This window comes from Microvirga arvi (genome assembly GCF_016892765.1).
Taxonomy (GTDB): Bacteria; Pseudomonadota; Alphaproteobacteria; order Rhizobiales; family Beijerinckiaceae; genus Microvirga; species Microvirga arvi.
Window position 1 is genome coordinate 52,054 of the sequence record NZ_JAFEMD010000021.1, and the last position, 26,476, is coordinate 78,529.

At 62.2% G+C, this 26,476-nt stretch carries 21 protein-coding genes; 16 read left to right on the top strand and 5 right to left on the bottom strand.

Going from position 1 to position 26,476, the window contains the following annotated elements; all coding sequences use genetic code 11:
* Positions 1 to 47: 47 nt before the first annotated feature.
* The 5 genes from ILT44_RS14865 to ILT44_RS14885 all read left to right on the top strand — a co-directional run bounded on the left by ILT44_RS14865 (position 48) and on the right by ILT44_RS14885 (position 5,572).
* Positions 48 to 1,499 carry a pyruvate dehydrogenase complex E1 component subunit beta gene (locus ILT44_RS14865; protein ID WP_204240383.1) on the top strand — a complete coding sequence of 484 codons (1,452 nt, stop codon included), beginning with the start codon at positions 48 to 50 and terminating at the stop codon, positions 1,497 to 1,499.
* Positions 1,500 to 1,503: 4 nt separating this feature from the next.
* Entirely contained in the window at positions 1,504 to 1,800 is a 297-nt protein-coding gene (locus ILT44_RS14870; protein ID WP_204240384.1) for a DUF5076 domain-containing protein, read from the top strand.
* 27 nt (positions 1,801 to 1,827) lie between these two features.
* Complete coding sequence (locus ILT44_RS14875; protein WP_204240385.1) at positions 1,828 to 3,261, top strand: pyruvate dehydrogenase complex dihydrolipoamide acetyltransferase; 1,434 nt, start codon at positions 1,828 to 1,830, stop codon at positions 3,259 to 3,261.
* 125 nt (positions 3,262 to 3,386) lie between these two features.
* A complete protein-coding gene (gene lpdA, locus ILT44_RS14880) occupies positions 3,387 to 4,826 on the top strand; it encodes a dihydrolipoyl dehydrogenase (RefSeq protein WP_204240386.1) in 1,440 nt (479 codons plus the stop codon).
* 290 nt (positions 4,827 to 5,116) lie between these two features.
* Complete coding sequence (locus ILT44_RS14885) at positions 5,117 to 5,572, top strand: GFA family protein (protein WP_239468267.1); 456 nt, start codon at positions 5,117 to 5,119, stop codon at positions 5,570 to 5,572.
* Positions 5,573 to 5,598: 26 nt separating this feature from the next.
* Here the strand turns inward: ILT44_RS14885 and ILT44_RS14890 are convergent, their stop codons facing one another.
* Positions 5,599 to 7,554 (bottom strand): PAS domain S-box protein, encoded by a 1,956-nt coding sequence (locus ILT44_RS14890; protein ID WP_204240388.1) that lies wholly within the window; start codon positions 7,552 to 7,554, stop codon positions 5,599 to 5,601.
* Between the two features lie 298 nt (positions 7,555 to 7,852).
* Between ILT44_RS14890 and lipA the strand changes: the two genes are divergently transcribed.
* Genes lipA through ILT44_RS14905 form a run of 3 tightly spaced genes read left to right on the top strand, consistent with a single transcriptional unit; the run spans position 7,853 to position 9,823 of the window.
* Complete coding sequence (gene lipA / locus ILT44_RS14895) at positions 7,853 to 8,812, top strand: lipoyl synthase (protein WP_204240389.1); 960 nt, start codon at positions 7,853 to 7,855, stop codon at positions 8,810 to 8,812.
* 15 nt (positions 8,813 to 8,827) lie between these two features.
* The gene (locus tag ILT44_RS14900) at positions 8,828 to 9,352 is read left to right on the top strand and encodes an AAA family ATPase (RefSeq protein WP_204240390.1); all 525 of its coding nucleotides are present in this window, start codon (positions 8,828 to 8,830) and stop codon (positions 9,350 to 9,352) included.
* Positions 9,353 to 9,355: 3 nt separating this feature from the next.
* Complete coding sequence (locus ILT44_RS14905; protein WP_204240391.1) at positions 9,356 to 9,823, top strand: type II toxin-antitoxin system RatA family toxin; 468 nt, start codon at positions 9,356 to 9,358, stop codon at positions 9,821 to 9,823.
* Here the strand turns inward: ILT44_RS14905 and ILT44_RS14910 are convergent, their stop codons facing one another.
* Together ILT44_RS14910 and ILT44_RS14915 are read right to left on the bottom strand one after the other, a co-directional pair.
* A complete protein-coding gene (locus ILT44_RS14910) occupies positions 9,824 to 10,312 on the bottom strand; it encodes a CinA family protein (protein ID WP_239468257.1) in 489 nt (162 codons plus the stop codon).
* Positions 10,309 to 11,502, bottom strand: a complete 1,194-nt coding sequence (locus ILT44_RS14915; RefSeq protein WP_204240392.1) for a bifunctional 2-C-methyl-D-erythritol 4-phosphate cytidylyltransferase/2-C-methyl-D-erythritol 2,4-cyclodiphosphate synthase — start codon at positions 11,500 to 11,502, stop codon at positions 10,309 to 10,311. The genes ILT44_RS14910 and ILT44_RS14915 overlap by 4 nt, the downstream gene beginning before the upstream one ends.
* Positions 11,503 to 11,614: 112 nt before the next feature.
* Between ILT44_RS14915 and dusB the strand changes: the two genes are divergently transcribed.
* The 7 genes from dusB (at position 11,615) to hflX (ending at position 20,819) form a co-directional block, all read left to right on the top strand.
* On the top strand, positions 11,615 to 12,634 hold the full coding sequence (dusB, locus tag ILT44_RS14920) for a tRNA dihydrouridine synthase DusB (RefSeq protein WP_204240393.1): 1,020 nt from the start codon (positions 11,615 to 11,617) through the stop codon (positions 12,632 to 12,634).
* Positions 12,631 to 13,734 (top strand): two-component system sensor histidine kinase NtrB, encoded by a 1,104-nt coding sequence (locus ILT44_RS14925; RefSeq protein ID WP_204240394.1) that lies wholly within the window; start codon positions 12,631 to 12,633, stop codon positions 13,732 to 13,734. The genes dusB and ILT44_RS14925 overlap by 4 nt, the downstream gene beginning before the upstream one ends.
* A gap of 10 nt (positions 13,735 to 13,744) precedes the next feature.
* Entirely contained in the window at positions 13,745 to 15,211 is a 1,467-nt protein-coding gene (gene ntrC / locus ILT44_RS14930) for a nitrogen regulation protein NR(I) (RefSeq protein WP_204240395.1), read from the top strand.
* A gap of 99 nt (positions 15,212 to 15,310) precedes the next feature.
* Entirely contained in the window at positions 15,311 to 17,566 is a 2,256-nt protein-coding gene (locus tag ILT44_RS14935) for a sensor histidine kinase NtrY-like (protein ID WP_204240396.1), read from the top strand.
* Positions 17,563 to 18,933 (top strand): nitrogen assimilation response regulator NtrX, encoded by a 1,371-nt coding sequence (gene ntrX, locus ILT44_RS14940; RefSeq protein ID WP_204240397.1) that lies wholly within the window; start codon positions 17,563 to 17,565, stop codon positions 18,931 to 18,933. The genes ILT44_RS14935 and ntrX overlap by 4 nt, the downstream gene beginning before the upstream one ends.
* Before the next feature lie 235 nt (positions 18,934 to 19,168).
* Positions 19,169 to 19,423: an RNA chaperone Hfq gene (gene hfq, locus ILT44_RS14945; RefSeq protein WP_009491222.1), complete on the top strand. Its 255-nt coding sequence runs from the start codon at positions 19,169 to 19,171 to the stop codon at positions 19,421 to 19,423.
* 1 nt (position 19,424) lies between these two features.
* On the top strand, positions 19,425 to 20,819 hold the full coding sequence (hflX, locus tag ILT44_RS14950; RefSeq protein ID WP_204240398.1) for a GTPase HflX: 1,395 nt from the start codon (positions 19,425 to 19,427) through the stop codon (positions 20,817 to 20,819).
* Positions 20,820 to 20,932: 113 nt separating this feature from the next.
* Here the strand turns inward: hflX and ILT44_RS14955 are convergent, their stop codons facing one another.
* Both ILT44_RS14955 and mazG read right to left on the bottom strand, forming a co-directional pair.
* Entirely contained in the window at positions 20,933 to 23,917 is a 2,985-nt protein-coding gene (locus ILT44_RS14955; protein WP_204240399.1) for a hypothetical protein, read from the bottom strand.
* A gap of 536 nt (positions 23,918 to 24,453) precedes the next feature.
* A complete protein-coding gene (gene mazG / locus ILT44_RS14960; protein ID WP_204240400.1) occupies positions 24,454 to 25,284 on the bottom strand; it encodes a nucleoside triphosphate pyrophosphohydrolase in 831 nt (276 codons plus the stop codon).
* Between the two features lie 226 nt (positions 25,285 to 25,510).
* On the opposite strand from mazG, the gene ILT44_RS14965 reads away from it, so the two are divergent.
* The gene (locus tag ILT44_RS14965) at positions 25,511 to 25,951 is read left to right on the top strand and encodes an OsmC family protein (RefSeq protein ID WP_204240401.1); all 441 of its coding nucleotides are present in this window, start codon (positions 25,511 to 25,513) and stop codon (positions 25,949 to 25,951) included.
* Positions 25,952 to 26,476: the final 525 nt, after the last annotated feature.

Consider the following 26,476-nt stretch of genomic DNA (forward strand, 5'->3'; position numbering starts at 1 on the left):
GCTTCTCCCCGAATCTCGCCGCTGCGACAATCAAAACAGGTCTTTTAATGGCGATCGATATTCTCATGCCTGCTCTCTCGCCGACCATGGAGCAGGGCAAACTGGCCAAGTGGCTTAAGAAGGAAGGCGATCAGGTCAAGCCCGGAGACGTGCTGGCCGAGATCGAGACCGACAAGGCGACCATGGAGGTCGAGGCAATCGACGAAGGCGTCCTCGCCAAGATCCTGGTCTCCGACGGCACCGACAATGTGGCCGTGAACACCCCCATCGCGATTCTCGCGGGCGAGGGTGAGGACGTGTCGTCGGCCGCTTCGTCGGCAAGGGCTCCCGCCGCCCCGGCACAGGAGGCTCAAGCGGCACCGACGCCTGACATGCAGCGGGAAGGAATGGCAGACCGGCCTTCTCCTGACTCCATCCCCGGCACCGATACGAGTCCGGTCGCGGAGCCTGCCGCTCCCTCCGTCATCACGAACCGCACCAGCTACAACGCCATGGCGGAAATCCCCGAGGGCACGGAGCTGGTCAACATGACCGTTCGCGAGGCTCTTCGTGACGCCATGGCCGAAGAGATGCGCAAGGACCAGAACGTTCTTGTCATGGGTGAAGAGGTGGCTGAGTATCAGGGCGCGTACAAGGTCACGCAAGGCCTGCTGCAGGAATTCGGCGCCAAGCGCGTGATCGACACGCCGATCACCGAGCACGGTTTTGCCGGCGTCGGCGTCGGTGCGGCCTTCACGGGCCTGCGTCCCATCGTCGAGTTCATGACCTTCAACTTCGCCATGCAGGCGATCGACCACATCATCAACTCGGCGGCTAAGACGCTCTATATGTCCGGCGGCCAGCTCGGTGCTCCCATCGTGTTCCGCGGCCCTAACGGCGCAGCGGCCCGTGTCGGCGCGCAACACAGCCATGACTATGCGGCCTGGTACTCGAACGTGCCTGGTCTCAAGGTCATCGCGCCTTATACGGCATCCGACGCGAAGGGTCTGCTCAAGAGCGCCATTCGCGATCCGAACCCGATCATCTTCCTGGAGAACGAGATTCTCTACGGCCAATCCTTCCCGGTGCCGAAGCTCGACGATTTCACGGTGCCGATCGGCAAGGCGCGCATCCATCGCGAAGGCAAGGACGTGACCATCGTGTCCTTCTCGATCGGCATGACCTACGCGCTGAAAGCCGCGCAGGAACTGGAAAAGGAAGGCATCGACGCCGAGGTCATCGACCTGCGCACGATCCGCCCCATGGACACGGACACCATCGTCGCCTCGGTGATGAAGACGGGCCGCTGCGTCACCGTGGAGGAGGGCTTCCCGCAATCGGGCATCGGCGCCGAGATCGCCATGCGCATCATGGAAAACGCGTTCGACTACCTCGACGCACCCGTAGCCCGCGTGACCGGCAAGGACGTGCCCATGCCGTATGCGGCCAACCTCGAGAAGCTCGCGCTGCCCAACGTGGCCGAAGTGGTGCAGGCGGCGAAGGCCGTTTGCTACAGGTGACCTCATGACTGGACGGAAGTTCGAAGCCCTCAACGTTCCGCCTGACGTGCTCGAAAAGGGTGGCGTCGAGATCCTGAGGGCTTCGGTGGTCGATGGAGCGGTGAGCATCGCGCTGCGCCGCGCCTTCGACGATCCGTTCACCTGGGGCGTGCTCCTGGTGGATCTCGCCCGACACGCCGCGCGCGTCTACGCCATGGAAACGGAGTTCTCCGAAGAGGAGGCTCTTGCCGAGATCACGGCGGGCATCCAGGCCGAGCTGGACGATCCGTCGGACCCTGGCTCGACGCAGGCTATCAACTGAACCTTTTGATCAGGATCCATAAACGCCATGCCCATCAATATCCTGATGCCCGCCCTGTCACCCACGATGGAAAAGGGCAACCTTGCCAAGTGGCTGAAGAAGGAAGGCGACACGGTGAAATCCGGCGACGTCATCGCTGAGATCGAGACCGACAAGGCCACCATGGAAGTGGAGGCTGTGGACGAAGGCATTCTTGCCAAGATCGTCGTGCCGGAAGGCACGGCGGACGTTCCTGTCAACGAGCTTATCGCGCTGATTGCCGGCGAGGGCGAGGATCCGAAGAGCGTCAGCGCTCCGGCTGCTGGCGGTGGTGCTCCGCCCCCGGCTCCGAAGGCAGAGGCCGCACCTGCCCCGGCCGCGCCAACAGCAGCGCCTCAACCGCAGGCCAATACCGTTCAGGGTGATCCCAACGCCCATATGTCATACGCCCGTGTCGACCAGGCTCCTCAAGGCCCGGCGCAGGCCGCCAAGCCCAATGGGGCAGGGCAGCCGCAAACAGGCGGAACCCGGATCTTCGCCTCGCCGCTCGCCAAGCGCATCGCGCGTGAGGCCGGGATCGACATCGGATCGATCCAGGGCTCCGGCCCGCATGGCCGTGTCGTCGAGAAAGATGTGCGCGCAGCCCTCCAAGGCGGCGGTGCGAAGCCTGCTCCTGCTCTGGCGGCCACCGGAGCCCCCGCACCGGCCGCCAAGCCGGCTGCGCCGCAGCTTGCTCCGAGCATGGGGGCCGATCAGGTCAAGGCCATGTTCGAGGCCGGCTCCTACGAGGAAGTGCCCCTCGACGGCATGCGCAAGACCATCGCCAAGCGCCTCGTCGAATCGAAGCAGACGGTGCCGCATTTCTACCTGTCTCTGGATTGCGAGCTCGACGCGCTCATGGCGCTGCGCGAGCAGATCAATGCGGCCGCCGGCAAGGACAAGGACGGCAAGCCCGCCTACAAGCTCTCCGTCAACGACTTCGTCATCAAGGCGCTCGCCATCGCACTCCAGCGTGTGCCGGCTGCCAATGCGGTCTGGGCCGAGGATCGCATCCTGAAGATGAAGCACTCGGACGTGGGCGTGGCCGTCGCCATCGAAGGCGGACTGTTCACGCCGGTGGTGCGCAAAGCGGAGCAGAAGACGCTTACGGCCATTTCGGCCGAGGTGAAGGACATGGCGGGCCGCGCCCGCACCCGACGCCTGAAGCCGGAGGAATATCAGGGTGGCTCCACGGCTGTCTCAAATCTCGGCATGTTCGGCATCAAGAACTTCCAGGCTGTCATCAATCCGCCCCAGGGCACGATCCTTGCGGTCGGCGCCGGTGAGCAGCGGGTCGTGGTGAAGAACGGCGCTCCCGCCGTCATCCAAGCCATGACCGTAACGCTCTCTTGCGACCACCGCGTGGTCGACGGTGCGCTGGGCGCGGAGCTCCTAGCGGCCTTCAAGCAGCTCATCGAGAGCCCGATGGGGATGCTGGTTTAGTAAAGAACGTCATCCCGGTTTCTGCTGCGCAGCAGAAACCGGGATCGTACGACGAGAATAGCGCCTTATCCTGATAGCGATCCCGGCTCTCGCTCTGCTCGGCCGGGATGACGAGTAGGAAGACCATGGCAAACCAATACGACATCATCGTCATCGGCGGCGGGCCTGGGGGCTATGTGGCCGCGATCCGTGCGGCGCAGCTCGGGTTCAAGACCGCGGTCGTGGAGCGCGAGCATCTCGGCGGCATCTGCCTCAACTGGGGCTGCATCCCGACCAAGGCGCTGCTGCGCTCGGCCGAGATCTTCCACTACATGGAGCATGCCAAGGATTACGGCCTGTCGGCGCAAGGCATCGGTTTTGACGCCGCCGCCATCGTGCAGCGGTCGCGCGGCGTCTCCGGCCGCCTCAACGGCGGCGTCGGCATGCTGCTGAAGAAGAACAAGGTCGATGTGATCTGGGGCGAGGCTGCCATCGCCAAGCCCGGAGAGGTCGTGGTCACGGCGCCGAAGAAGCCCGCCATGCAGCCGCAGAACCCGGTGCCGAAGGGTGTGCTGGAGCCCGGCACCTATCAGGCCAAGAACATCATCGTCGCGACGGGCGCACGTCCCCGCGCGCTGCCCGGAATCGAGCCGGACGGCAAGCTGATCTGGACCTATTTCGAGGCCATGGTGCCGCCGGCCATGCCCAAATCCCTCATCGTCATGGGCTCCGGTGCCATCGGCATCGAGTTCGCCTCCTTCTACCGCACCATGGGCGTGGAGGTGACGGTGGTCGAGGTGATGCCGCAGATCCTGCCCGTCGAGGATGCCGAGATCGCAAGTTTGGCCCGCAAGCGCTTCGAGAAGCAGGGCATGAAGATCCTCTCGGGCGCCAAGGTCACGAAGGTGGAAAAGGGCGCCAACTCCATCACCGCCACCATCGACGACGGCAAGGGCGGCACGCAGACGATCACCGCAGAGCGGATGATCTCGGCCGTCGGCGTGGTCGGCAACATCGAGAATCTCGGTCTCGAGAAGCTTGGGGTGAAGATCGAGCGCGGCGTCGTGGTGACGGACGGCCTTGGGCGCACTAACGTGCCCGGCATCTACGCCATCGGTGACGTGGCCGGCCCGCCCATGCTGGCGCACAAGGCGGAGCACGAGGGCGTCATCTGCGTCGAGACCATCAAGGGCCTGCACACGCATGCCATGGACAAGGCGAAGATCCCAGGCTGCACCTACTGCAATCCGCAGATCGCCTCGGTGGGCCTCACGGAAGCCAAGGCGAAGGAGCAGGGTTACGACATCCGCGTCGGCCGCTTCCCCTTCATCGGCAACGGCAAGGCCATCGCGCTGGGCGAGCCGGACGGCCTCGTCAAAACGATCTTCGACAAGAAGACCGGTCAGTTGCTGGGCGCCCACATGGTCGGTGCAGAAGTGACCGAACTGATTCAGGGCTATGTGATCGCCATGAACCTGGAGACGACGGAAGAAGACCTGATCCACGCCGTCTTCCCGCACCCGACCCTCTCCGAGACCATGCACGAGAGCGTCATGGACGCTTATGGACGGGTGATCCACATCTGAGTGCAGATCCTTATCTTCCTATCCAGCTCCTCCGCGGCTGCAACGACGCTCTCGGGCTCTAAGAAGCTCAACCGGCCTTACTGCTGGCTGAGCTTTTTGTCCGCCTCCTTGCTGTCGCCGGCAGCGTTCCGCTTGGCTGATTGCCGCGTTCGAACTCCTCACGTGCGGGAGAGAGGTTACAGGCAGAAGGAATCTTCCCAGGCAGGATCGATTATCTAACACTCCCGTGCATTGACACCTCCAAAGGAGAGGCGGCAGGCTTGCTCACCGAAGGGCAGGGGGAGGGAGCAATGGGGAATCCTGATCAGGTGCACAAAGGCGAGTGCCGATGCGGGCAGGTGCGGTTCCAGGTTCGCGGCAAGCCGATTGTCACGATGGCCTGCCATTGCACGGGCTGCCAACGCATGACCGCCAGCGCCTTTTCCCTGAGCGCTCTCTATCCGAGTTCGAGCCTAGAAATCATGCAGGGCGAACCGGTGATCGGCGGGCTTCACGGCGCAACGCGGCACTTCTTCTGTCCGCATTGCATGAGCTGGCTCTTTACCCGACCGGAGGGGCTCGACGAATTCGTCAATGTCCGGGCCACGATGTTGGACAATGCAGAAGACTTCATTCCATTCATCGAGTTCTACACCAGCGAGGCGCTGCCTTGGGCCAGAACCCCGGCAGCTCACAGCTTCGAAACCGATCCTTCGGATGAGCAATTTGCGGAGCTGGTCGAGGAGTTCGCGCGGCGATCCAGCTAACGTGATGAAGGTAGCGCTCGGCCCGCTCAATACTCGGGCACGAGCCGATGTGCGATCAGAGGCAGCTGTACCTCGTACTGAAGCCCTGCCGGATCGAAGCTGAGACGCGCCTGTCCCTGGCACTGGGTGGGGAGGACGCGGTCGAGTAGCGCTCTTCCGAAGCCGCTATGCCCCGGCTTCTCGACAGGGGGGCCACTCCGCTCCGCCCATCTGAGGTGAAGCTCACGCCTGCCGTCTATGACAGAAAGGTCCCAGGTGACGAAGACGCATCCCTTGCGCACGGACAGCGCTCCATACCGAGCCGCATTGGCCGTCAATTCGTGAAGCGCCATGCTCAGCGGGATGGCGAGGTCGGCTGCGAGGCTCACCTCTGGGCCTTCCAGCCTGAAGCGCTCCCGTCGTCCCTCGCCGAACGGCCGGAGCTCGCACAGCAGCATCTCGCGCAGGGATGCCGTCTGCCAGTAGTCGTCGGTGAGGAGCGCCTGCGTCTTGGCAAGAGCCTCGATCCGCGACGAGAAGGAGCGGTTGAATTCCCGGATGCTCGTCGTCGTGCGTGTTGTCGCGCTCGCGAGAGCCTGGACGATCGCAAGGGTGTTGCGGACGCGATGATGCAGTTCGCGAACCAGCAAAGCCTGACGCTGTTCGAACCGCTTCCTCTCATCGATATCCTGAATGACTCGTACGCTGTATTGAAATTTGCTCTGCTCGTCGAAGACCGCCGTCGACGAGACATTCAGCCAGGCGCTGGATCCGTCCTTGCGGATATAGCGCTTCTCCAAGCTATACGTTTTCAGCTCGCCCGCGATCTGTCGTTCGTAAAGGGCACGTTCAGCCTCCGTATTGTCCGGGTGGGTCAGATCGAAGATGCTCGAGTTCAACAGCTCATTTCGTGAATAGCCGGTGATGGTCAAAAGACCCTTGTTCACGGTCAGAAATCTTCCGGCTGCATTGGTCTCGGCTATTCCGATGCTGGCGTGCTCATGGGTCGCCCAGAGGCGCTCTCGGCTTTCCCGTTCCGCTCTCGCTTGAGCGGCATTCTCAACACAGACCGAGGCGATCTGGGCAAGCTGGATGAGAATGGCCTCGTCGTTGGATGTGAACTCGCTGCCTTGTTTGTCCGACAGCATCATCACGCCCAGCGTGCCACCTTGCGGGCCTGTGACCGGCACGGCGAGCACGCCCTGGGTCACCAGGAAGTCATCCTCCGCCGTGCGGACGCCCTGCAGGTCTGAATGCGAATTCAGCTCAGCCTCGTTCAAACGAAGTGGGCAGCCCGACTGAAGGACATGGGTATAAATGCCGGCACCACTCCTCTCGAGAGCCGATAAGGAATAGCCGCGGTATTTCTCCGAAACCGAAACGACGACAGGATTATTCGGCCACAGGGCGTAGGGAACAGTGTGTGTTGCTGCCCAATGGGCTCCGACGATCAGCCGGGCCTGTTCCGTGATGTCTTGGAAGATGACTTCAGGTGTATCCGCCGCTGCTATCCTTGTGGACACGGTTGCCAGCGCCTTCAGCTGCTCCTGGTACCAGTGCGCCTTGGCCAAAAGCCCTTGCCGCTCCTGCTCGATCAAGATCCGATTCGTAATGTCATTGTGCCTCACGACGGCATAGGCGGCTCCCTGATGGACCAAGCGGGAGGCGCGAAGCTGAAACCATCTCTGCTCTGTCGGAGAGTGGCAGGCGTAGTCGAGCGAGAAGGCGGGCTGACCTGACAAGACAGACCGAATGCCTGCCGCAGCAGCCCTGGCACAAGCCGCATCTACGCCGCTGACACGATCACAGATGTCGAGATAGTTCGCTCCAATATGGTCCTCGCCCCCGGCCTGGTTGGCCTGCCCGAACTCATGCCAGGCCCGGTTGACGGCGATGATGGTGCCAGCTTGATCAAGGACGGCAACCGGACCGGCCAAGGCGTCCAGGATGCACTGGGCAGGAGGAGCCGCCACGAACCCGTTCTGCTCCGACGTCCGGTTCATCAATTTCGTTCCAACACCTTGATGTGAATAGGTTAGTAACGGGTATCGGCGCGATCAGTTCAGGCAGGGTTCGAAGGTCCTTGTGCTGACATTCTGCGCAGCATCCTTCGGCCGTGGACGGGTGATCGCGGCAGGTTGAGGTGCCGAGCCTCCCGGGTCCGGGCTGGAGAGCTGACAAAGATCCCAGAACGAAAAGCAGCCCTGCCCTCTGAGCATTTGCGATTGAGCGCCGAAAGCCTTAAATCAGGCGCACGTCAGGAAGGGGCGGGGTCCCTTCGCCCCAAAAGGTTCAAGCTTCATGGCCGTCGTTCTCGACCTACTGAACAAGGATCAGCGTCCTCGCCACCCGGAGAAGGCGCACCGGCCGGACCAGCCGGTTCAGCAGCGCAAGCCCGAATGGATCCGCGTGAAGGCTCCGGGCTCGCCAAAATGGGCCGAGACGAACCGAATCGTGCGCGAGAACAAGCTCGTGACGGTCTGCGAGGAGGCGGGCTGCCCCAATATCGGCGAGTGCTGGGAGAAGAAGCACGCCACTTTCATGATCATGGGCGACACCTGCACCCGCGCCTGCGCCTTCTGCAACGTGAAGACCGGCCTGCCCCAGGCGCTCGACCCGCACGAGCCCGAAAATGTGGCCAAGGCGGTAGAGAAGCTCGGCCTGGAGCATGTGGTCATCACCTCCGTGGATCGGGACGACCTAACCGACGGCGGCGCTCGGCACTTTGCTGACGTCATCCATGCCATCCGCGCCCGTTCGCCCAAGACCACCATCGAAATCCTCACCCCCGACTTCCTCAGGAAACCGGGCGCGTTGGAGGTCGTGGTTGCGGCCAAGCCCGACGTGTTCAACCACAATCTCGAGACGGTGCCGTCGAAATACCTGAAGGTGCGCCCCGGCGCCCGCTATTTCCACTCCATCCGCCTGCTGCAGCAGGTGAAGGAGCTCGATCCAACCATCTTCACCAAGTCCGGCATCATGGTGGGTCTTGGCGAGGAGCGGAACGAGGTGCTCCAGCTCATGGACGACCTGCGCTCGGCGGATGTGGATTTCATGACCATCGGCCAGTACCTGCAGCCGACGAAGAAGCACCATCAGGTAATCCGCTTCGTCACGCCGGATGAGTTCAAGGCTTATGAAACCACGGCCTATGCCAAGGGTTTTCTCCTGGTCTCCTCGACCCCGCTGACGCGATCCTCGCATCATGCGGGCGAGGATTTCGCCAAGCTGAAGGCGGCCCGTCTCGCGAAGCTCGGCTAACGAACCGGACGAGGCATGCAGCGCATTCTGGTCATCGGCAGCCCGGGCGCGGGCAAGAGCACCCTGGCGAGCCGCATCGCCGAGCGCCTTGGCCTGCCGCTGATCCATCTCGACCATGAGTACTTCGGCCCCGGCTGGACGACTCCGACGAAGCCCGAGTGGCGGGAGCGCGTGAAGGCGCTCGCCGCGCACCCGACCTGGGTCATGGAAGGGAACTATGCCAGCACCTTCGACATCCGCGTGCCCCGAGCTACCATAATCGTCTGGCTCGACCTGCCGCGCTGGCGCTGCCTCAGCAGCGTGCTGTGGCGGGTTGCAAAGAACTATGGTCAACAGCGCTCGGACCTGGGGCCTGCCTGCGTCGAGCGCTTCGACTGGTCCTTCATGCGCTCGATCTGGTCCTATCCGAACAAGATGCGTTCAAAGACCGCCCGCATGCTGGAGCGTCTGCGCCCGGATCAGCGCGTTTACGTGCTGCGCTCCCGATCGGAGATCCCGGCTCTGACAGCCGAGCTTTCAACCTTCAAAGAGGCTGCCTGAGCCATGCCGACCTTCCGCACCATCCGGACCGTGAAGCATACGCCGGCTCAGATGTTTGCCCTCGTGGCCGATGTCGAGCGCTATCCGGAGTTCCTGCCCCTCTGTGAGGACCTGCGGGTGATGCGGCGGGTCCAGAGCGGGGAGGGGATCGAGACCCTCGTGGCCATGATGTCGGTGGGCTACAAGGCCATCAAGGAAAGCTTCACGACGCGGGTGACTCTGGACGATCCCCGCCGGAAAATCGCGGTCGAGTATGTGGATGGTCCGTTCAAATACCTGGAAAATCGTTGGACCTTCCGCGAGACGCCCACCGGCTGCGACGTGGAGTTCTACATAAACTACGAGTTCAAGAGCTTCGCCCTCGGCCTCCTCATGGGCAGTGTCTTCGACAAGGCCTTCCGCAAGTTCACGGAGGCTTTTGAGGAGCGGGCGGACGAGATCTACGGCGTGCCCTCCAGCGCGCGGGTCTGATCAGCGGATCGCCTGCTCCAGAAGCGACAGGGCATCCTCCACAGCCCGACGGCGGACGCTCTCCCGCCCCAGGTCGCCATAGCGCCGTTCGAGATGAACTGTCTCGGCTCCTTTTCGAGCCAGACCGAAATGGACGAGGCCTACAGGCTTCTTCGCCGTTCCGCCGGTTGGACCCGCCACTCCGGTGATACCTACCGCGACATCGGCGTAGGAATGAGCCAGCGCCCCCTCGGCCATGGCGCGGGCGACGGGCTCACTCACGGCCCCATGGGCGGCGATGAGGTCCGACGGCACACCGACCAGCTCCGTCTTGGCCTCGTTGGAATAGGTGACGAAGCCGCGCTCCACCACGGCCGAGGAGCCGGAGATTTCGGTCAGCAGCGCGGCCACCAGCCCTCCGGTGCAGGACTCGACTGTGGCGATCTTCAGGCCCTTGTGCCGATAGGCATCGAGGAGGGAGGCCGCACGGTCCTTGAGATCAGTCATCATGCGTTCTTCTCCGGCAGGCGGATGGTTGCGGCGGCTTGAGCGGCGATGCCCTCGCCACGGCCGGTGAAACCGAGCTTCTCGGTCGTGGTCGCCTTGAGCGAGATCTGATCGAGGCGCAGACCCGCGATCTCCGCGATCCGCTGGCGCATGGCCTCCCGATACGGCCCGAGCCGCGGCTTTTCGCAGAGCAGGGTGGTATCGAGATGGTCGACGGTGCCGCCGCGCTCTCGCACCAGGTTTACGGCATGCGCCAGAAAGCGGTCTGAGGAGGCGCCGCGCCATTGCGGATCGCTCGGCGGGAAATGAGTGCCGATGTCCCCGTCGGCGAGGGCCCCTAGGATCGCATCGGTGAGAGCATGGAGGATTACATCGCCGTCCGAATGAGCGACCACGCCCCGGTCGTGGGAAACCCTGATCCCGCCAAGCCACACATGGTCACCTTCGCCGAAGGCATGAACGTCGAAGCCGGTGCCCAGTTTGGTTATGTAAGTCATTGATCCACTTTTCAAACGCCGCTCGGCGTCCAGGAAGTCGGCTGGATGGGTGAGCTTGATGTTGCCGCTCTCGCCCTCGAACACATGAACCGGCAGCCCGGCCCATTCCGCAAGAGCTCCGTCGTCGGTGAATTCATGGAGGTTCGCCCCGGCAGCTTTGCGATGCGCGTCCAGCAGCAGAGAGAACCGGAAGGCCTGCGGCGTCTGGATGGCTCTCAACGATGCCCGGTCCGGTGTCGAAACCACCTCGGATTGGCCCCCGATCACCTTGATGGTATCGGTCACAGGTACCCCCGGAACGGCAGCGCCCCATCGTCCGGCCGCCTCTATCGCTCTGTCGATGAGCTGCGGGCCCACAAAGGGGCGGGCTGCGTCATGAACGAGAACGAGACCGGGATCTGAATCGCTCAAGGCCTCAAGCCCGTTCCGCACCGAATCCTGCCGCGTCTCGCCCCCGTCGATGCATGGCAGAAGTGCCGCTGAGATGGGTGCAATGGACCTGACGCTTGCCTCATAAAGGCCTCTGTCGTCGGGGTGGATCACCACGAGCGTATGGCCGATTCCGGGATGGGCCAGGAAGCCGGCGAGGGTTCGAGCCAGGACAGGCTGCCCCTGTAGAAGCCGGTATTGCTTCGGGACTCCTTCGCCCGCTCTTGATCCGCGTCCTGCGGCAACGATAAGGGCGGCGATTGACATTTTAAGAAGGCTCTCCGCAACGGGCTTTCTCCTTACCGTGACGGGGAAAGGAGGCCAATCCCTTCACGGGGGGTCTTGCACCCGATCTCAAAATGGCTATTGATTAGGCACAATGGAATTTGATCAAAAAATAGGCGCAGACGGCTTCAGCGTTGGGTCGGTGCAGGTCCGATCCGCTGCCATCCTCGCCCCTCTATCAGGGGTGACGGATGTTGCCTTTCGGCGCATTGCCAAGAGCCTGGGAGCCGGTCTCGTCGTCTCTGAGATGGTGGCGTCAGACGAACTCGTTCAGGGTTCAGAGGAGGCGCAGCTGCGCGCGGAGGGCAGCGGAATTGAGCCGCACGTGGTCCAGCTGGCCGGCTGTGAGCCCCACTGGATGGCGGAGGCCGCCCGGGTGGCCGAAGGGGCAGGGGCGCGCATCATCGACATCAACATGGGGTGTCCGGCGAAGCGGGTGATCGGCGGCTATGCGGGCTCCGCGCTCATGCGCGATCTCGACCACGCTGCCCGCCTCATCGAGGCGACCGTGCGGGCAGCGAGCATCCCCGTGACCGTCAAGATGCGGCTCGGCTGGGATCATGACACGATCAATGCAGCGGAACTCGCCCGGAGGGCGGAAGCCCTCGGCGTGAAAGCCGTGACGGTGCATGGCCGCACTCGGCAGCAATTCTATAAAGGGCAGGCCGATTGGAACGCCATTGCCCCGGTCGTCCAGGGTGTCAGCATCCCGGTGATCGCCAATGGGGATATCGGCTCGCTGGAGGAGGCAAGGCGCTGTCTTGCCGCCTCCGGTGCCGCTGCTGTGATGATCGGCCGCTCGGCGGTCGGGCGCCCATGGCTCGTCGGCCAGATCGGTGCGGCGCTTCAGGGCCGAACGATCCCCGATCCGTCTGCTGACGAGATGACGGCAATCGCCATCGAGCATTACGAGGGCCTCCTGTCCCTCTATGGCGAGAAGACAGGGCTCCGCCATGCCCGCAAGCACCTTGCAGCTTATGCGGATGTGGCCGTCCAATCCGGCTTCGATGTTGCGCCAGGCGTTCGGATGGCCCTTGTCACATCGGAGGAGCCTCGGGCTGTGATCGCCCTGCTGCGCTCCCTCTACAATCGACGGGAGCGGGAGGCGGCATGACGGCCCTGCCCATCAACGACCTGATCATGAACGCCCTGCCGATTCCGGTGCTGACCATCGGGCCGGAGCATCGGATCGTCCATGCCAATGCGGCGGCCGAGTCGTTCTTCGAGATGAGCCTGCGCATGATGCAGCGCCAGAAGCTGAGCGACCTTCTGCCCTTCGGCTCTCCGGTCATGGCGCTGGTCGAGGACGTTCGACAACGAGGCTCCAGCGTCAGCGAGCATCGGGTGGATATCGGCAGCCCGCGCCTCGGTGCCGAGCGCATCGTGGATGTCTCGGCCTGCCCTTTGGGCGATGACAGCGACAATGTCATCGTCATGCTGCAGGAGCGGACCATCGCCGACAAGATGAACCGGCAGCTGACCCATCGCGGGGCCGCCCGTTCGATTACGGCTCTTGGCGCACTGCTGGCCCACGAGATCAAGAACCCGCTCTCCGGCATCCGCGGCGCCGCGCAACTCCTTGAGCAATCCGCCAATGAGGACGACCGTCTCCTGACGCGGCTCATCTGCGACGAGACCGACCGTATCGTGAAGCTCGTGGAGCGCATGGAGGTCTTTGGCGAGGAACGGCCGGCGGAGCGGGGACCCGTCAACATCCATGGCGTGCTCGATCACGTGAAGCGCCTGGCGCAGTCGGGGTTTGCCCGCCACATCCGCTTCGCCGAGAACTATGATCCGTCACTTCCGCCGGTGCTCGGCAATCGGGATCAGCTGATCCAGGTCATCCTGAACCTCGTCAAGAATGCCGCCGAGGCGGTTGGCATCGATGCATCGGATGGCGAGATCATTCTCTCGACGGCCTTCCGCACGGGCGTTCGGCTCCAGGTGCCCGGGTCCCAGGAGCGGGTGAGCCTGCCGATCGAGCTGAGCGTCATGGACAACGGCCCCGGCATTCCGCCTGAGCTGATGAGCGATCTCTTCGATCCCTTCGTGACCACGAAGGTCCAGGGCAGCGGCCTGGGCCTCGCCCTTGTCGCGAAGATCGTGGGCGACCACGGCGGCATCGTGGAATGCGAGCCGGCGCCGCGGCGGACTACCTTTCGAATTCTCCTACCCATGCACCGCGCCAACGACGGCCGCGGGGCCGATCTATGAGGCTTAGACGATGCCGAGCGGACACATCCTTCTCGCCGATGACGATGCCGCCATCCGGACCGTCCTCAACCAAGCCCTCTCGCGGGCCGGATACGAGGTCCGCTCCACGAGCAACGCCGCTACGCTCTGGCGCTGGGTGTCTCAGGGGGAGGGAGACCTCGTCATCACGGATGTGATGATGCCTGACGAGAATGCCTTCGATCTCCTGCCCCGCATCAAGAAGGTTCGCCCCGAGCTGCCGATCATCGTCATGAGCGCCCAGAACACCTTCATGACGGCCATCAAGGCCTCCGAGCGCGGCGCCTATGAGTATCTGCCCAAGCCGTTCGACCTGAAGGAGCTGGTGGCCGTCGTCGGCCGTGCCCTTGCCCGTCCGCGGTCTGCGCCTTCCGGCGCGAGCCCGTCACCCGAAAACGAGGAGATCCCGCTCGTCGGCCGCTCGCAGGCGATGCAGGAGATCTACCGGGCTCTGGCGCGGCTCATGCCGACCGATCTGACCGTGATGATCACAGGCGAGTCCGGTACGGGCAAGGAGCTCGTCGCAAAGGCGCTCCACGACTACGGCAAGCGGCGGCAGGGCCCATTCGTGGCCGTCAACATGGCGGCGATCCCGCGGGAGCTCATCGAGTCGGAGCTTTTCGGTCACGAGAAGGGCGCCTTCACCGGCGCGACCGCTCGCAATACCGGCCGGTTCGAACAGGCTGAGGGCGGAACGCTCTTCCTCGATGAGATCGGCGACATGCCCATGGAGGCCCAGACCCGCCTCCTGCGCGTCCTGCAACAGGGGGAATACACGACCGTCGGTGGTCGCGTGCCGATCAAGACCAATGTCCGCATCGTGGCCGCCACGAACAAGGACCTGCGCGTCCTGATCCAGCAGGGGCTCTTCCGCGAGGACCTCTATTTCCGACTCAACGTGGTGCCCTTGCGGATTCCGCCCCTGCGGGAGCGGGTCGAAGACATTCCGGATCTCGTCCGCCACTTCTTCGTACTGGTGGAGAAGGAAGGCCTCGCACGCAAGCAGCTCGATGTGGAGGCGATGGACCGGCTGAAGCGCTACCGCTGGCCAGGCAATGTTCGCGAGCTTGAAAACCTGGTGCGGCGCTTGGCTGCACTCTATCCCCAGGACACGATCACCGGCGCGATCATCGATTCCGAGCTCGATTCCCAACCCCTGCTGCCCCCACAGCCAGCCGGGAAGGCGTCACAGGGGGGGCAGCAGGCCTCCGAAGGCCTGTCCGACGCTGTTGAAAGGCACCTGAACGAGTACTTCTCCGGGTTCAGGGATACGCTTCCTCCACCCGGCCTGTATCACAGAGTGCTGCGCGAGATCGAAGGGCCACTGATCGGGGCCGCCCTGGCGGCTACCAGGGGCAATCAGATCCGCGCGGCGGAGCTTCTCGGGGTCAACCGCAATACCCTGCGCAAGAAGGTGCGGGATCTGGAGCTCATGGTGGTGCGATCCAATCGGGCATAGTTCCGCGGATCTGTAATAATTTGACCACAGTGTTGTGTTGGTGCATCACCCCACGACAGGGTGCGTTCCCAAAGCACCTGATTTTGCGGGGCCTCGATCTTGATCGAACAGGACAGCATTGCACAACGTCAAGCAGCCGAGCCGTCCCAGAGCGGTCTCGGATGGCTGGGCTACGGGGCGGTCCTGTCGGCCCTGGCATCGGCTCTCGCCACGTTCCTGATCCTCGCCGGCGCCACCCCCATTCTGCCGACGCATAACGTCGTTGTATGGGTGTTCCTGCTGAACGGTCTCCTCATCGCCCTGCTTCTCGGCATCGTTGCCTGGCAGGCGCGGAAACTGGTGCGGGAGCGGAGGGCAGGGGCCGCGGCAGCCGGGCTCCATGTGCGGATCGTCGGCCTGTTCAGCCTCGTAGCCGTTTTGCCGGCCATCCTGGTGGCGGGTGTCGCGACGGTCACTCTCGAACGGGGCCTCGATCCCTGGTTCACGGGAACCCTCAAGAATCTGATGACCAATACGGTCTCCATTGCCCGCTCCTACCGTGAGTTGCAGTGCAGGAGTCTCGCCCGCGAGACGCAGCTGATGGCGGCGGACCTCAACCGCGCCAAGATTCTCTACGACGCTGACCGTAATCTCTTCCGGGAGTTCATGAGTTCTCGTGCGGTCTTCCTGGGTTTTCCCCTCGCCATGATCGTCGATCCCGACGGTACAGTCGTCGAGCGGATCGAAGTGAAGAAGCTCGACAACGTCCCACAGCTGACGCAGGCGGATCTTCAGGAGGCGAGTTCGCAGGAGGCTCTTTGTCTTTTCACGCGAGCAGGCGGCAACATCTTCCGGTCGGCCTTGAAGCTCGATGCACATGGAGGACGTGTCCTCTACGTGGCCCGCGAGGTGGATCCTCGATCCTTCGAATTCCCGCAGGAGGCCGAGGCAGGCGTGGCCATCTACGAGGCGCTCGACCAGAAGAAGGCCGGCATCCAGATCGCCTTTGCGTCGATGTTTGCCCTCATCGCCCTGATCGTGCTGCTATCGGCGGTCTGGTTCGGGCTGAATTTCGCGAACCGCCTCGTCACCCCGGTCCGGCGCCTCATCCATGCAACCGACCAGGTGGCGACCGGCAATTTCTACGTTCAGGTTCCCGTCAAGCGGGGCGAGGGGGATCTCGGTCATCTCGGCGAGACCTTTAACAAGATGACCTCGGAGCTGCGGCGTCAGCATGATGGCCTCACCACAGCCAGCGAGCTGATGGATCGTCGGCGGCGCTTCACGGAAGCTGTTCTGGCCGGTGTCTCCGCCGGTGTTATCGGCGTGAACGCCCGGGGGCTGATCACGATCATCAATCCGTCCACGGAGGACCTGCTCGGAACATCGCGTGAAGAGCTGCTCGGCAAGCCTATCAACCTGGTTTTGCCGGAGGTTGCTCCATTGGTCGAAGAGATGAGCCATGGACGTCAGCGGCTGATGCAGCAGCAGATCCATATCGCGCGCAAGGGCAGGGAGCGAACGATCAACGTCCGCGTGACCAGCGAGCAGACCCGCAGCGAAAAGCGGGACCTGGTGATCACCCTCGACGACATCACGGATCTCGTGCTGGCGCAGCGGACCGCGGCCTGGGCGGATGTGGCGCGCCGCATCGCCCACGAGATCAAAAATCCCCTGACGCCGATCCAGCTCTCCGCGGAGCGCATCCGCCGCAAGTACGGCAAGGTCATCACCACAGACCGGGAAGTGTTCGATCAATGCACGGATACCATCGTCCGGCAGGTCGATGACATCAAGCGGATGGTCGACGAGTTCTCGTCCTTCGCCCGCATGCCGAAGCCGACCATCGGCGACGAGGATCTGGCTGAGACGATCCGACAGGTGGTCTTCATGATGAAGATCGCGCATCCCGAGATCGAGTTCATCGATCAGATCCCACCCGGATCGCTCGTCGCGCCATTCGACCGCCGGCTTGTCTCCCAAGCCGTCACCAACATCGTGAAGAATGCGACAGAGGCTATTACGGCGGTGCCCGAATCCGAACGGGGGCAGGGGCAGATCGCTGTTCTTCTGGACGACACGCATCCGGAGTATGTGATCTTGGCCGTGACGGACAATGGCAAGGGTTTTCCGGTTGAAGGACGGCAGCGCCTTCTGGAACCCTATATGACGACCCGCGAGGGGGGAACCGGCCTGGGATTGCCGATCGTCGCAAAGATTCTGGAAGACCATGGGGGCGGAATGGAACTCGCGGATAATCCCGCTGGAAGGGGTGGACAGGTTCGCATGTGGATCCCCAAGACGAAGCAAGTTGCATCGGAAGAGACATCATCGGCCGCTTCCAGCCGAAATGACTCTCGCAGGGCAAGCCTATGAGCGCTGATATTCTCGTAGTCGACGACGAGGTCGACATCCGTGAGCTCGTGGCCGGCATCCTTGAGGATGAAGGACACCGCACACGCACCGCAGGGACGTCCGACGAGGCTTTGGCCGCCATCGAGACGCGGCGTCCTCACCTCGTGTTCCTGGACATCTGGCTGCAGGGAAGCCGGCTGGACGGCCTCCAGGTGCTGGAGATCATCAAGAGCCAGCACCCCGACCTGCCTGTGGTGATGATCTCGGGCCATGGCAACATCGAGACGGCCGTTTCGGCCATCAAGACCGGCGCCTACGACTTCATCGAAAAACCGTTCAAGGCGGATCGACTCGTGCTGGTGGCGGAGCGCGCCCTGGAGGCTTCACGCCTGAAGCGTGAGGTGCGCGACCTGCGCTCCCGCTCCGTCCAGGCGAGCCGCATTGCCGGCAGGTCCATCGTGATCAACCAGCTTCGCCAGGCGGTCGAGCGCGCGGCGCCGACCAACGCCCGCATCCTGATCACCGGTTCACCCGGCTCGGGCAAGGAACTGACCGCGCGGACCATTCATAGCCTCTCTACACGTGCCAACGGCTCCTTCGTGGTGCTCTCGGCGGCGACCATCACACCGGACACCATGGAGGCTGAACTTTTCGGCACGGAAAGCGGTGCAGGCGGGGGGCGTCGCGTCGGCGCCCTGGAGGAAGCCCATGGCGGCACCCTCTATATCGATGAAATCGCCGACATGCCGCGGGAGACGCAGAACCGGATCCTGCGGGTTCTGGTGGACCAGAACTTCCAGCGCGTCGGCGGGACGACCCGCGTGCATGTGGATGTTCGCATCGTCTCCTCGTCGAGCCGTGACCTGCCGGCTGAAATCGCCGCCGGGCGATTCCGCGAGGATCTGTTTCATCGTCTGGGCGTGATCCCGATCCGGGTGCCATCCCTGGCCGAACGCCGGGAGGATGTGCCGGAGCTGATCGAGTTCTTCATGGAGCAGATCTCGTCGACCACGGGACTGCCCAAGCGTCGCATCGCGGAAGACGCCATGGCAGTGCTCCAGTCGCACGACTGGCCCGGCAACGTGCGCCAGTTGAGGAACAACGTCGAGCGCCTGATGATCCTCACTTCAGGCGACCCCGATGCCGAGGTCACGGCCGACATGCTGCCCTCGGAGATCGGTGCGCTGGTTCCGAGCACGCCGGGTGGGGCAGGGGGCGAAAAGCTCATGAGCCTTCCTCTTCGGGAGGCGCGTGAGATCTTCGAGCGTGAATACCTCCTGGCGCAGATTGCCCGCTTCAGCGGTAACATCTCCAGAACGGCGGAGTTCATCGGAATGGAGCGCTCTGCTCTTCACCGGAAGCTGAAATCCCTGGGCATCGGTGGTTGATGGCCTTTCGCCGATGTTCCCGAGCGACAGGAGCTTCCTGAGGGGCGGGAACTAAAACCTACCAATCCACGGGAAAATTCGCTCCGAGGGGGTAGAACCGTTGCGCCCCCCTTGCCGAACGCGGCTGTTCGCCCTGTAATAGGAAGGCCGGTCACCGACCGCACGAAAGCGGACAATCATATCCAGGCGGCCCCATAGCCAAGACCGGCGGCGATGGGCTGGCGAGGCAACTTCAATGGCGGGCGATCGCGCGCAGAATCTTCAGGACACTTTTCTGAACTATGTCCGGAAGCAAAAAATACCCCTCACGATCTTTCTCGTGAATGGAGTGAAACTTCAGGGGGTTGTCACCTGGTTCGACAATTTCTGCGTCCTGCTACGCAGGGATGGTCACTCCCAACTGGTTTACAAACACGCCATTTCCACCATCATGCCAGGACAGCCTGTCCAATTGTTCGATCAGATCGACGAGGCTGGCGAGAAGGCTTGAGGTGACGGAACGGCGTACTCCGGGGGAAGAACGTCTCGCTCAGCTTGCGGAACCTGAAAAAGAGGTTGCGGCAGGGACTCGGACACTTGTGGTCGGGCCATACCTGACGCGGAAGCGGCGCATTTCCACGGATTCTGAAGGCGAGGGGGGAAACCCGCGCCCTCCGGAGGCGCGTCTCGACGAGATCACGGGTCTTTCCCTCGCCATTGATCTGACCATTGCCCGTTCGCTCATCGCGCCTTTGTCCTCGCCACGACCGGCCACCTTCATCGGAAGCGGCAAGGTCGAGGAACTGGCCGGCTTCATCCGGGCGGAGGAGGTCGGGCTTGTCGTCATGGATTGTGCGCTGAGCCCCGTGCAGCAGCGCAACCTCGAAAAAGCCTGGGGTGCCAAGGTCATCGACCGGACGGGGCTGATCCTCGAAATTTTCGGTCGGCGCGCCCGGACGAAGGAGGGCACCCTTCAGGTCGAACTGGCGCATCTGTCCTACCAGAAGGGTCGGCTGGTCCGCTCGTGGACGCACCTCGAGCGCCAGCGCGGCGGCTTCGGCTTTCTTGGTGGCCCTGGCGAAACCCAGATTGAGGCTGACCGACGCCTGATCCAGGAACGCATGAACCGGATCGAGCGGGATCTGGAAGGCGTCGTGAAAACGCGCTCCCTGCACCGGACGAGCCGCCGGCGGGTGCCCTATCCGATCATAGCCCTCGTCGGCTACACCAATGCGGGCAAGTCGACCCTATTCAACCGCATGACGCAGGCCGATGTCCTGGCCGAGAACATGCTGTTTGCGACCCTCGACCCCACGTCCCGGGCTATCGAGCTGCCTCATGGCGAGAAGGCCATTCTGTCGGATACGGTCGGCTTCATCTCGGACCTGCCGACCATGCTGGTCGCAGCCTTCCGGGCCACCCTGGAGGATGTCGTCGAAGCCGACGTGCTGCTGCATGTGCGCGACGTCTCCCATGGGGAGACGGAGGCTCAGGCGGGCGACGTTGCCGTGGTCTTGCGGGAGCTCGGGATCGATCCGGACGATACCAGGCGCATCGTCGAGGTCTGGAACAAGGCCGACCTGCTCTCCAACGAGGATCGTGAGCGGCTTTCCGCCACCTCACAGCGAACCGGGGAGGAGAGGCGGCCAATCCTCATCTCGGCCCTGACCGGCGATGGCATTCCTGAGTTGCTGGCTACCATTGAGCAGCATTTGGCCATGGGGCGGCCGACCTACGAGGTCGATGTCGCGCCCGAGGATGGGCAGGGACTCGCCTGGCTGCACGAGAACACAGAGATTCTGGACCGCCAGGCAACCGAGAATGGACACACGATCCTTCAGGTCCGCCTGGTCTCCGGCAAGGAGCCCCGGTTCCTGAACCGCTTCCCCGATGCCAAGGTCGTATGAGAACAGGCCGGTCTCGCGCTCGGCCTTTTTTCACGGATAAGGGGCGAGGGTGTGAAAAGGCGCCGCTGCGGGAAGCCTGTTGCGTCCCGCTGACCTACCCGCAGGTCCCACGATCAGATGATCATGAAATCCTTCTCGGTCACCGCGCCGCTCTTGTTTGTCGTGGCAAACACTATCGGCGCGAGCGCGCCGTTGCCGTCGGGATCATACAAGAACTTCTTGTCCTTATAGCCGATATAGTCATCCTTATCCTTGGCCTCGCCAAGAAAGAAGAACTTCTTGTTCAGCTTGATCGGCTTGTTGAAGGAGGCCTTGCCCAGTTTCTTGAAGATGAGATCATCGAGATAGATCGTGTCGTCCTTCGCATAAAAGTCTGTCTTGTCGATGTTCTTCTTCAAGGGTGCCCTGAACACGAAGAAATCCTTGCCCTTGCCGCCGGTCAGAACGTCGTTGCCCACGCCGCCATCGAGCGTGTCGTTGCCTGCGCCGCCGGCGACCTTGTCCTTCCCTAAGCCGCCTCTGAAGTGGTCATGGTCGGCCGAGCCCGCTGTTACTTCCGGCACCATGTCAAGGATGTTGATATTGAACGCCTTTTCGAAAGTTCTCCCACCTTTGTCCGTGGTTTTGATCCTCACGAGATGCACAGGCATCTGCTCGGTATCGAGCCTGAAGCCGTTCGCCACCTGGAGCTGGTTGCCGACAATCTTGAATCGGCCGTCGCCATCGACGATCGAGTAGGTATGCTCGTCACCCGGAGTGTCTGTGGTTCCGAGAACGCCCACAACCGTGCCGTTGCGGGAAAGCTCGTGAACGGACCGGGTGCTTAAAGAGATATCGGTCGGCGCAGGGTTGGCAGGTGCCTTATCCACGATCGTCGTGACGACCTTGACTTCGTCGTTGCTGACAAAGTCATTGTTTATATCCTTCACCTTGATGGTGAAGTGCGTCGTGATGGGAGCGCCGAATTCGTTACGGTTGGTCGGATCGAAGGTCGTGGCCAGCATGGCGGCGTTGATCTGGTCTGCCGTCCCGGTGAACGTGTGGACCCGCGTGCCGTCCTCCCGAAGGATCGAGCTGTCGCTCCTGCTCTGCAGAACCCCGTCGGCATCCTTGAACGAGATCTCGACCGTCAGCGTGTCGTTCTCCGCGTCATCGATGGTGACGCCCCTGAATGCGAAGACGGCAGGGCCCGTGTCGGTGGCTTGGGTTACCGCCTTGTCATCGGCAACATCCACAGTCGGAGCCTCATTGTCCGGAGGCGGCTCGACGATCTCTGTCCTGACCTGTACCCCCTCGCTTCCTACCACCTCCTGTCCATCGTTCAGTAGAATGCTGAAGGCCGTGGTGATCACTTGACTCACCTCACCCGGCGGGTTCGCGTCGAAGGTCAAAGCGTCGAGGATGGTGTTGAGCTGGTCCTGGGTTCCTTCGAAGACATACTCGATCCACCCTTCAGACAGTTCCTGGCCTGCGACGTCGGTTCCTCCCAGCTGCCCGTGAGCGGCCAGGAACGCGATCCTCAGGGTCAGGACGTCGTTGGGATTGGGATCGGCCACCGTGACGGACGTGAAGGGGTTGACCGGGTCAGAGTGGTTCGTGGTGTTCGTCACGACATGACCGCCCGGCACGTCGATGGTCGGCGGCAGGTTCGCCGGCGACATCGTCGTCGTCACCGTCACGGTGCCGTCGATGGGCGTGGGTGTGGTGTGCCCGACATCGGCTATGGCGAACGAGAAAACCGTATCGCCGGCGACATTGGTCGGATCGAAGGCGAGGTCGTCCAGAAAGGCGTTCAGAGCGGTCTCGGTGCCCGTGAACGTATAGCTCCGCACCGTGCCGTTCACATGAGGCCCCGTGGCCGTTATCCCGGAAGGAAGGCCGCTCGTCGAGATCGTGCCCTTGCCTTCCTCGAACGAGATGGTCAGCGTGACCAGTTCCAGGGAAGGAGTGTCTCCATCCGACACGGTCACCCCACCGAACGGCTTGACCGCGACTCCCTCGGCGGACGTCGCCGTTCCCGACGCAGTGGCGCTCGGCGGGGCATTCGTCGTCGTAACCGTCACGTTGCCCGTGCCGGCTGTTGGCGTCGTGTACCTGAGATCAGTCACCGCAAACGAGAAGGTTGTAGTGCCGGCCGCATCCATGGGATCAAAGGTAAGGCTGTCCAGAAAGGCGTTCAGCGTGCCTTCCGTGCCCGTGAAAGTGTAGCTCCGCGTACCGCCATTCACGTGAGGGCCGGTTGCCGTCACGCCGGCAGGAAGGTTGTTCGTGGAGATCGTGCCTTTTCCGTCCGCGAACGAGATGGTTAGCGTCACCGGCTCGCGCGTATCCGTGTCGCCGTCTGACACCGTCACGTTGCCGAAAGGGGTGACGGGTGCGCCGCCTGCGGACGTTGTCGTTCCCGATGCGGATACGCTCGGAGGATTGGGGTTTGCGGCGGGAGCCACGAACACAGAGAAGTTGCCGGATACAGCCGTTTGGTTCCCTGAATCCGTCACGTAAAATGCCAAGTTGGCCCCGAATGGATTCAGCAACGTGAATTCCAGGTTGTCCAGATAAGCATTCAGAGCGGCTTCGGTCCCCGTGAAGCTGTAGTGAGAAAGCCCGTCGGAGCCCTCGCCGTAACCCGTCGTCACCCCATCCCTTTCGACCGCGTTGATAGTACCCGTGGTTCTCTGAAAATAGATCGTCAACGTGACCTGTTCATCGCTCCATGTATTGTCGCCATCCGACACAATTATTCCGCCGAAGGGCTTGGCGGGGGTCCCTGCGAAATAAGGGACGACAGCGTTCTCCCCGCTCACAATGGGCGCATTGTTCGTTGGTACGCGGTACACTCGTAAAATGTCGCCATTGGGACCGGTGCCGGGAATTGGCGTAGGGTCCGAGTCGGATATCTCGAAGCGGAAAACAGAAGTTGCATCTGTTGTATTGTCCGGCAGATCCAGCACTAGGCTGTCCAGATAAGCGTTCAAGGCGCTTTCGGTGCCCGAAAGGCGGTACTGCACGCTCCCACCGAGCGTGGTCATCCGCGCCGTCACCCCGTTTGGAGGGCTGCTGATGTCGATATTGGCCCCGAATTCGGCGTAGATGGTCAAGTGCAGATTCGATTGGTTTTGGGCCTCATACCCGTCCGAAACAAAGACTTGGCTAAACGGTCGAACCGGAGCGCCGCCGGGCGACCTAGAGACACCCATGACGAACACGCTTGGCTTGTTGGCTCCCGCATCAGCCGATGCCATACTCGTCACAGGTTCTGCCGAAGGCTGGACGCCATGAAGCATATCGCCATCATGCCCGTACAAACCCTGATCTGCGGGGCCGAAACCATCCTGATAGCCTAGAGGACGGATGCCTATGCTTCCCAATTTGTCGACATAGACGGGGAGGCGGCCCTGCAAGGCAACGTGCGGCTCCCAATGGAATGCTGTGTTTGAGATGGGCGAAAGTCCGTCATACCAGACAGCCTGCCCGCGCCTGCCCCCGCCACTCATTACCGCCCTCCAAGACGAAATGAGTTTATATATCAGTGCTTGTTAGGACTATTGTCAATGAAATCTGCCACATTCTCCACCTTCAACTATCGCGAGATAGAGAATTCGAACCGTGGGCAGCAGATTCACGATTCACCCGTTCAAGGCCGCTCCGCGTTCTTTGCGGCAACCCAAAGCTCCTCCATCTCCTCGAGCGATGCCTCGTTAAGGCTCCGGTCCTGCTTCCCAAGCGCCTCTTCGACAGCCCTGAAGCGGCGCTCGAACTTGGCATTGGTGCGCCTCATGGCCCGCTCCGGATCGATTCCGTAATGACGGGCGAGATTGGTAACGGAAAAGAGCAGATCACCGATCTCATCCTCGATCCTCTCTCTTCTTCCAGTTGAGGATGCTTCTTTAACCTCCTCCAGCTCCTCGTGAATCTTGTCGATGACCTGCGAAGGCTCGGGCCAGTCGAAACCGACCTTCGCGGCTTTGGCCGTCAGCTTCTGGGCTCGCGTCAAAGCGGGCAGGGCCGTCGGAATTCCTCCGAGGAAACCGGCTTCATGAGCCTCTGGTGGCAGCCCCATCTTTTCCCGCGTTGCGCGCCGGTCCGCCTTTTCCTGGCTTTTGATCGAATCCCAGAGGCTTTTCACTTCCTCTGGCGAAAGAATCTTGGTGCTGCCGAACACATGCGGGTGCCGCCGGATGAGCTTTTTCGTGATCGCCTCAACTATGTCTCCGAAGGCGAATGCGCCCTGTTCCTCGGCCATGCGGGCGTGGAAAACCACCTGAAGCAGCAAATCGCCGAGTTCATCCCGCAGATCCGCCAGGTCGCCGCGCTCGATAGCATCCACGACCTCATAGGCCTCCTCGAGCGTGTAAGGCGCAATCGACGCGAAATTCTGTTCGAGATCCCAAGGACAGCCGGTTCCGGGAGTGCGCAGGGCCGCCATGATCTCCAAGAGGCGTGTGATGTCATTGGATGGCTTCATGGTGAAATCCCGCTCGCTGAGCCTGTCTCATAGCGCATCATGCGGAAAAGTGGATCTGGTTTTCATTGGCGTGGCCCTTTGGGTCGCTGACGCGGACCTCCGGTTCCGGTCATACGATGCGCTCGCCTGAGGACAAAACTCGCGGCCAGCTCGATATGCGCCATTTCCTTCTAGAAACGGTATATGAATCGAATGGAATCCCTTGGAAAGGCTGAGGAAGAATACGATGAGAGCGCGGGTCAAATTGGTCGATGGCATGATGTTCGTAGGCGAATCCGGGAGCGGCCATGCCGTGGTGATGGATGGAGCTCCTGAATATGGCGGACGCAACCTCGGCATCCGTCCCATGGAAATGCTCCTCATAGGCCTTGGCGGCTGTACGGCCTTTGACGTGGTTCAGATACTCAGGAAAGGCCGTGAGAAGGTCGTTGATTGCGAGGTTGAAGTCACCGCTGAGCGCACAGAGACCGATCCGAAGGTCTTCACGAAGATCCACCTTGAATATCAAGTGACGGGCGAAAACTTAGCACCAGCCAAGGTGGAGCGGGCGATCCAGCTTTCCAAGGAAAAATACTGCTCGGCCTCGATCATGCTCGGCGCCGTGGCCGAGATCACCCATAGCTGGACGGCTCTCGACAGAGCAGCAGAGCCGGCGGCTGCATCCTAGAATATTGAGCCTGGACTGCCGTGCAGTCCAGGCTTCGCAGCATCCGTCAGCGCTGACACAAGCCGAGCGATGATCAATTTGGGGCGATCATCGCAGGCCAGAAATTTCAAAGACCTCACGAGCTCATCCATTCCACGTGAGCGGGGGAGAGCCCGCAACCCTCAACATCAAATTCGCATAAGATATATTATGGAACATAAATATACATATCACTCAGCCACCTCCGCTACCGTTGGTTCGCTAGCGCTGGGTGTGTGGTTTCGCGCAAAGGGAGAAAAACCATTCGGCATACGGCGTATCCCTTGCCAGCTGCCGATTGTAATCCGGCGCGCCGTCACTCCACCAAACCGGACCACGTTCACCGAGAGCCCGCTTAGCCGCATCAACTCGCCTACGAATTCCAGCCAGGGCCTCCGGATCGTCCCTGGCGCTGCGGACTGCCCGACGCGCTGCCATCAGCTCCTTTACGAGGCGCTCACGCTCTTGAGGCTCAAGAGCTGGATTGCTCAGGCGCCACAAACGACC

What these genes read in the sequence shown, in the direction of transcription:
- ntrX (WP_204240397.1), top strand. Translation starts at nt 17,563, where the DNA reads ATGAGCGCTGATATTCTCGTAGTCGACGACGAGGTCGACATCCGTGAG.
- dusB (WP_204240393.1), top strand. Translation starts at nt 11,615, where the DNA reads ATGGAATTTGATCAAAAAATAGGCGCAGACGGCTTCAGCGTTGGGTCG.
- lpdA (WP_204240386.1), top strand. Translation starts at nt 3,387, where the DNA reads ATGGCAAACCAATACGACATCATCGTCATCGGCGGCGGGCCTGGGGGC.
- ILT44_RS14865 (WP_204240383.1), top strand. Translation starts at nt 48, where the DNA reads ATGGCGATCGATATTCTCATGCCTGCTCTCTCGCCGACCATGGAGCAG.
- ILT44_RS14925 (WP_204240394.1), top strand. Translation starts at nt 12,631, where the DNA reads ATGACGGCCCTGCCCATCAACGACCTGATCATGAACGCCCTGCCGATT.
- ILT44_RS14905 (WP_204240391.1), top strand. Translation starts at nt 9,356, where the DNA reads ATGCCGACCTTCCGCACCATCCGGACCGTGAAGCATACGCCGGCTCAG.
- hfq (WP_009491222.1), top strand. Translation starts at nt 19,169, where the DNA reads ATGGCGGGCGATCGCGCGCAGAATCTTCAGGACACTTTTCTGAACTAT.
- mazG (WP_204240400.1), bottom strand. Translation starts at nt 25,284, where the DNA reads ATGAAGCCATCCAATGACATCACACGCCTCTTGGAGATCATGGCGGCC.
- lipA (WP_204240389.1), top strand. Translation starts at nt 7,853, where the DNA reads ATGGCCGTCGTTCTCGACCTACTGAACAAGGATCAGCGTCCTCGCCAC.
- ntrC (WP_204240395.1), top strand. Translation starts at nt 13,745, where the DNA reads ATGCCGAGCGGACACATCCTTCTCGCCGATGACGATGCCGCCATCCGG.
- ILT44_RS14890 (WP_204240388.1), bottom strand. Translation starts at nt 7,554, where the DNA reads ATGAACCGGACGTCGGAGCAGAACGGGTTCGTGGCGGCTCCTCCTGCC.
- ILT44_RS14965 (WP_204240401.1), top strand. Translation starts at nt 25,511, where the DNA reads ATGAGAGCGCGGGTCAAATTGGTCGATGGCATGATGTTCGTAGGCGAA.
- ILT44_RS14875 (WP_204240385.1), top strand. Translation starts at nt 1,828, where the DNA reads ATGCCCATCAATATCCTGATGCCCGCCCTGTCACCCACGATGGAAAAG.
- ILT44_RS14915 (WP_204240392.1), bottom strand. Translation starts at nt 11,502, where the DNA reads ATGTCAATCGCCGCCCTTATCGTTGCCGCAGGACGCGGATCAAGAGCG.
- ILT44_RS14870 (WP_204240384.1), top strand. Translation starts at nt 1,504, where the DNA reads ATGACTGGACGGAAGTTCGAAGCCCTCAACGTTCCGCCTGACGTGCTC.
- ILT44_RS14885 (WP_239468267.1), top strand. Translation starts at nt 5,117, where the DNA reads ATGGGGAATCCTGATCAGGTGCACAAAGGCGAGTGCCGATGCGGGCAG.
- ILT44_RS14900 (WP_204240390.1), top strand. Translation starts at nt 8,828, where the DNA reads ATGCAGCGCATTCTGGTCATCGGCAGCCCGGGCGCGGGCAAGAGCACC.
- ILT44_RS14910 (WP_239468257.1), bottom strand. Translation starts at nt 10,312, where the DNA reads ATGATGACTGATCTCAAGGACCGTGCGGCCTCCCTCCTCGATGCCTAT.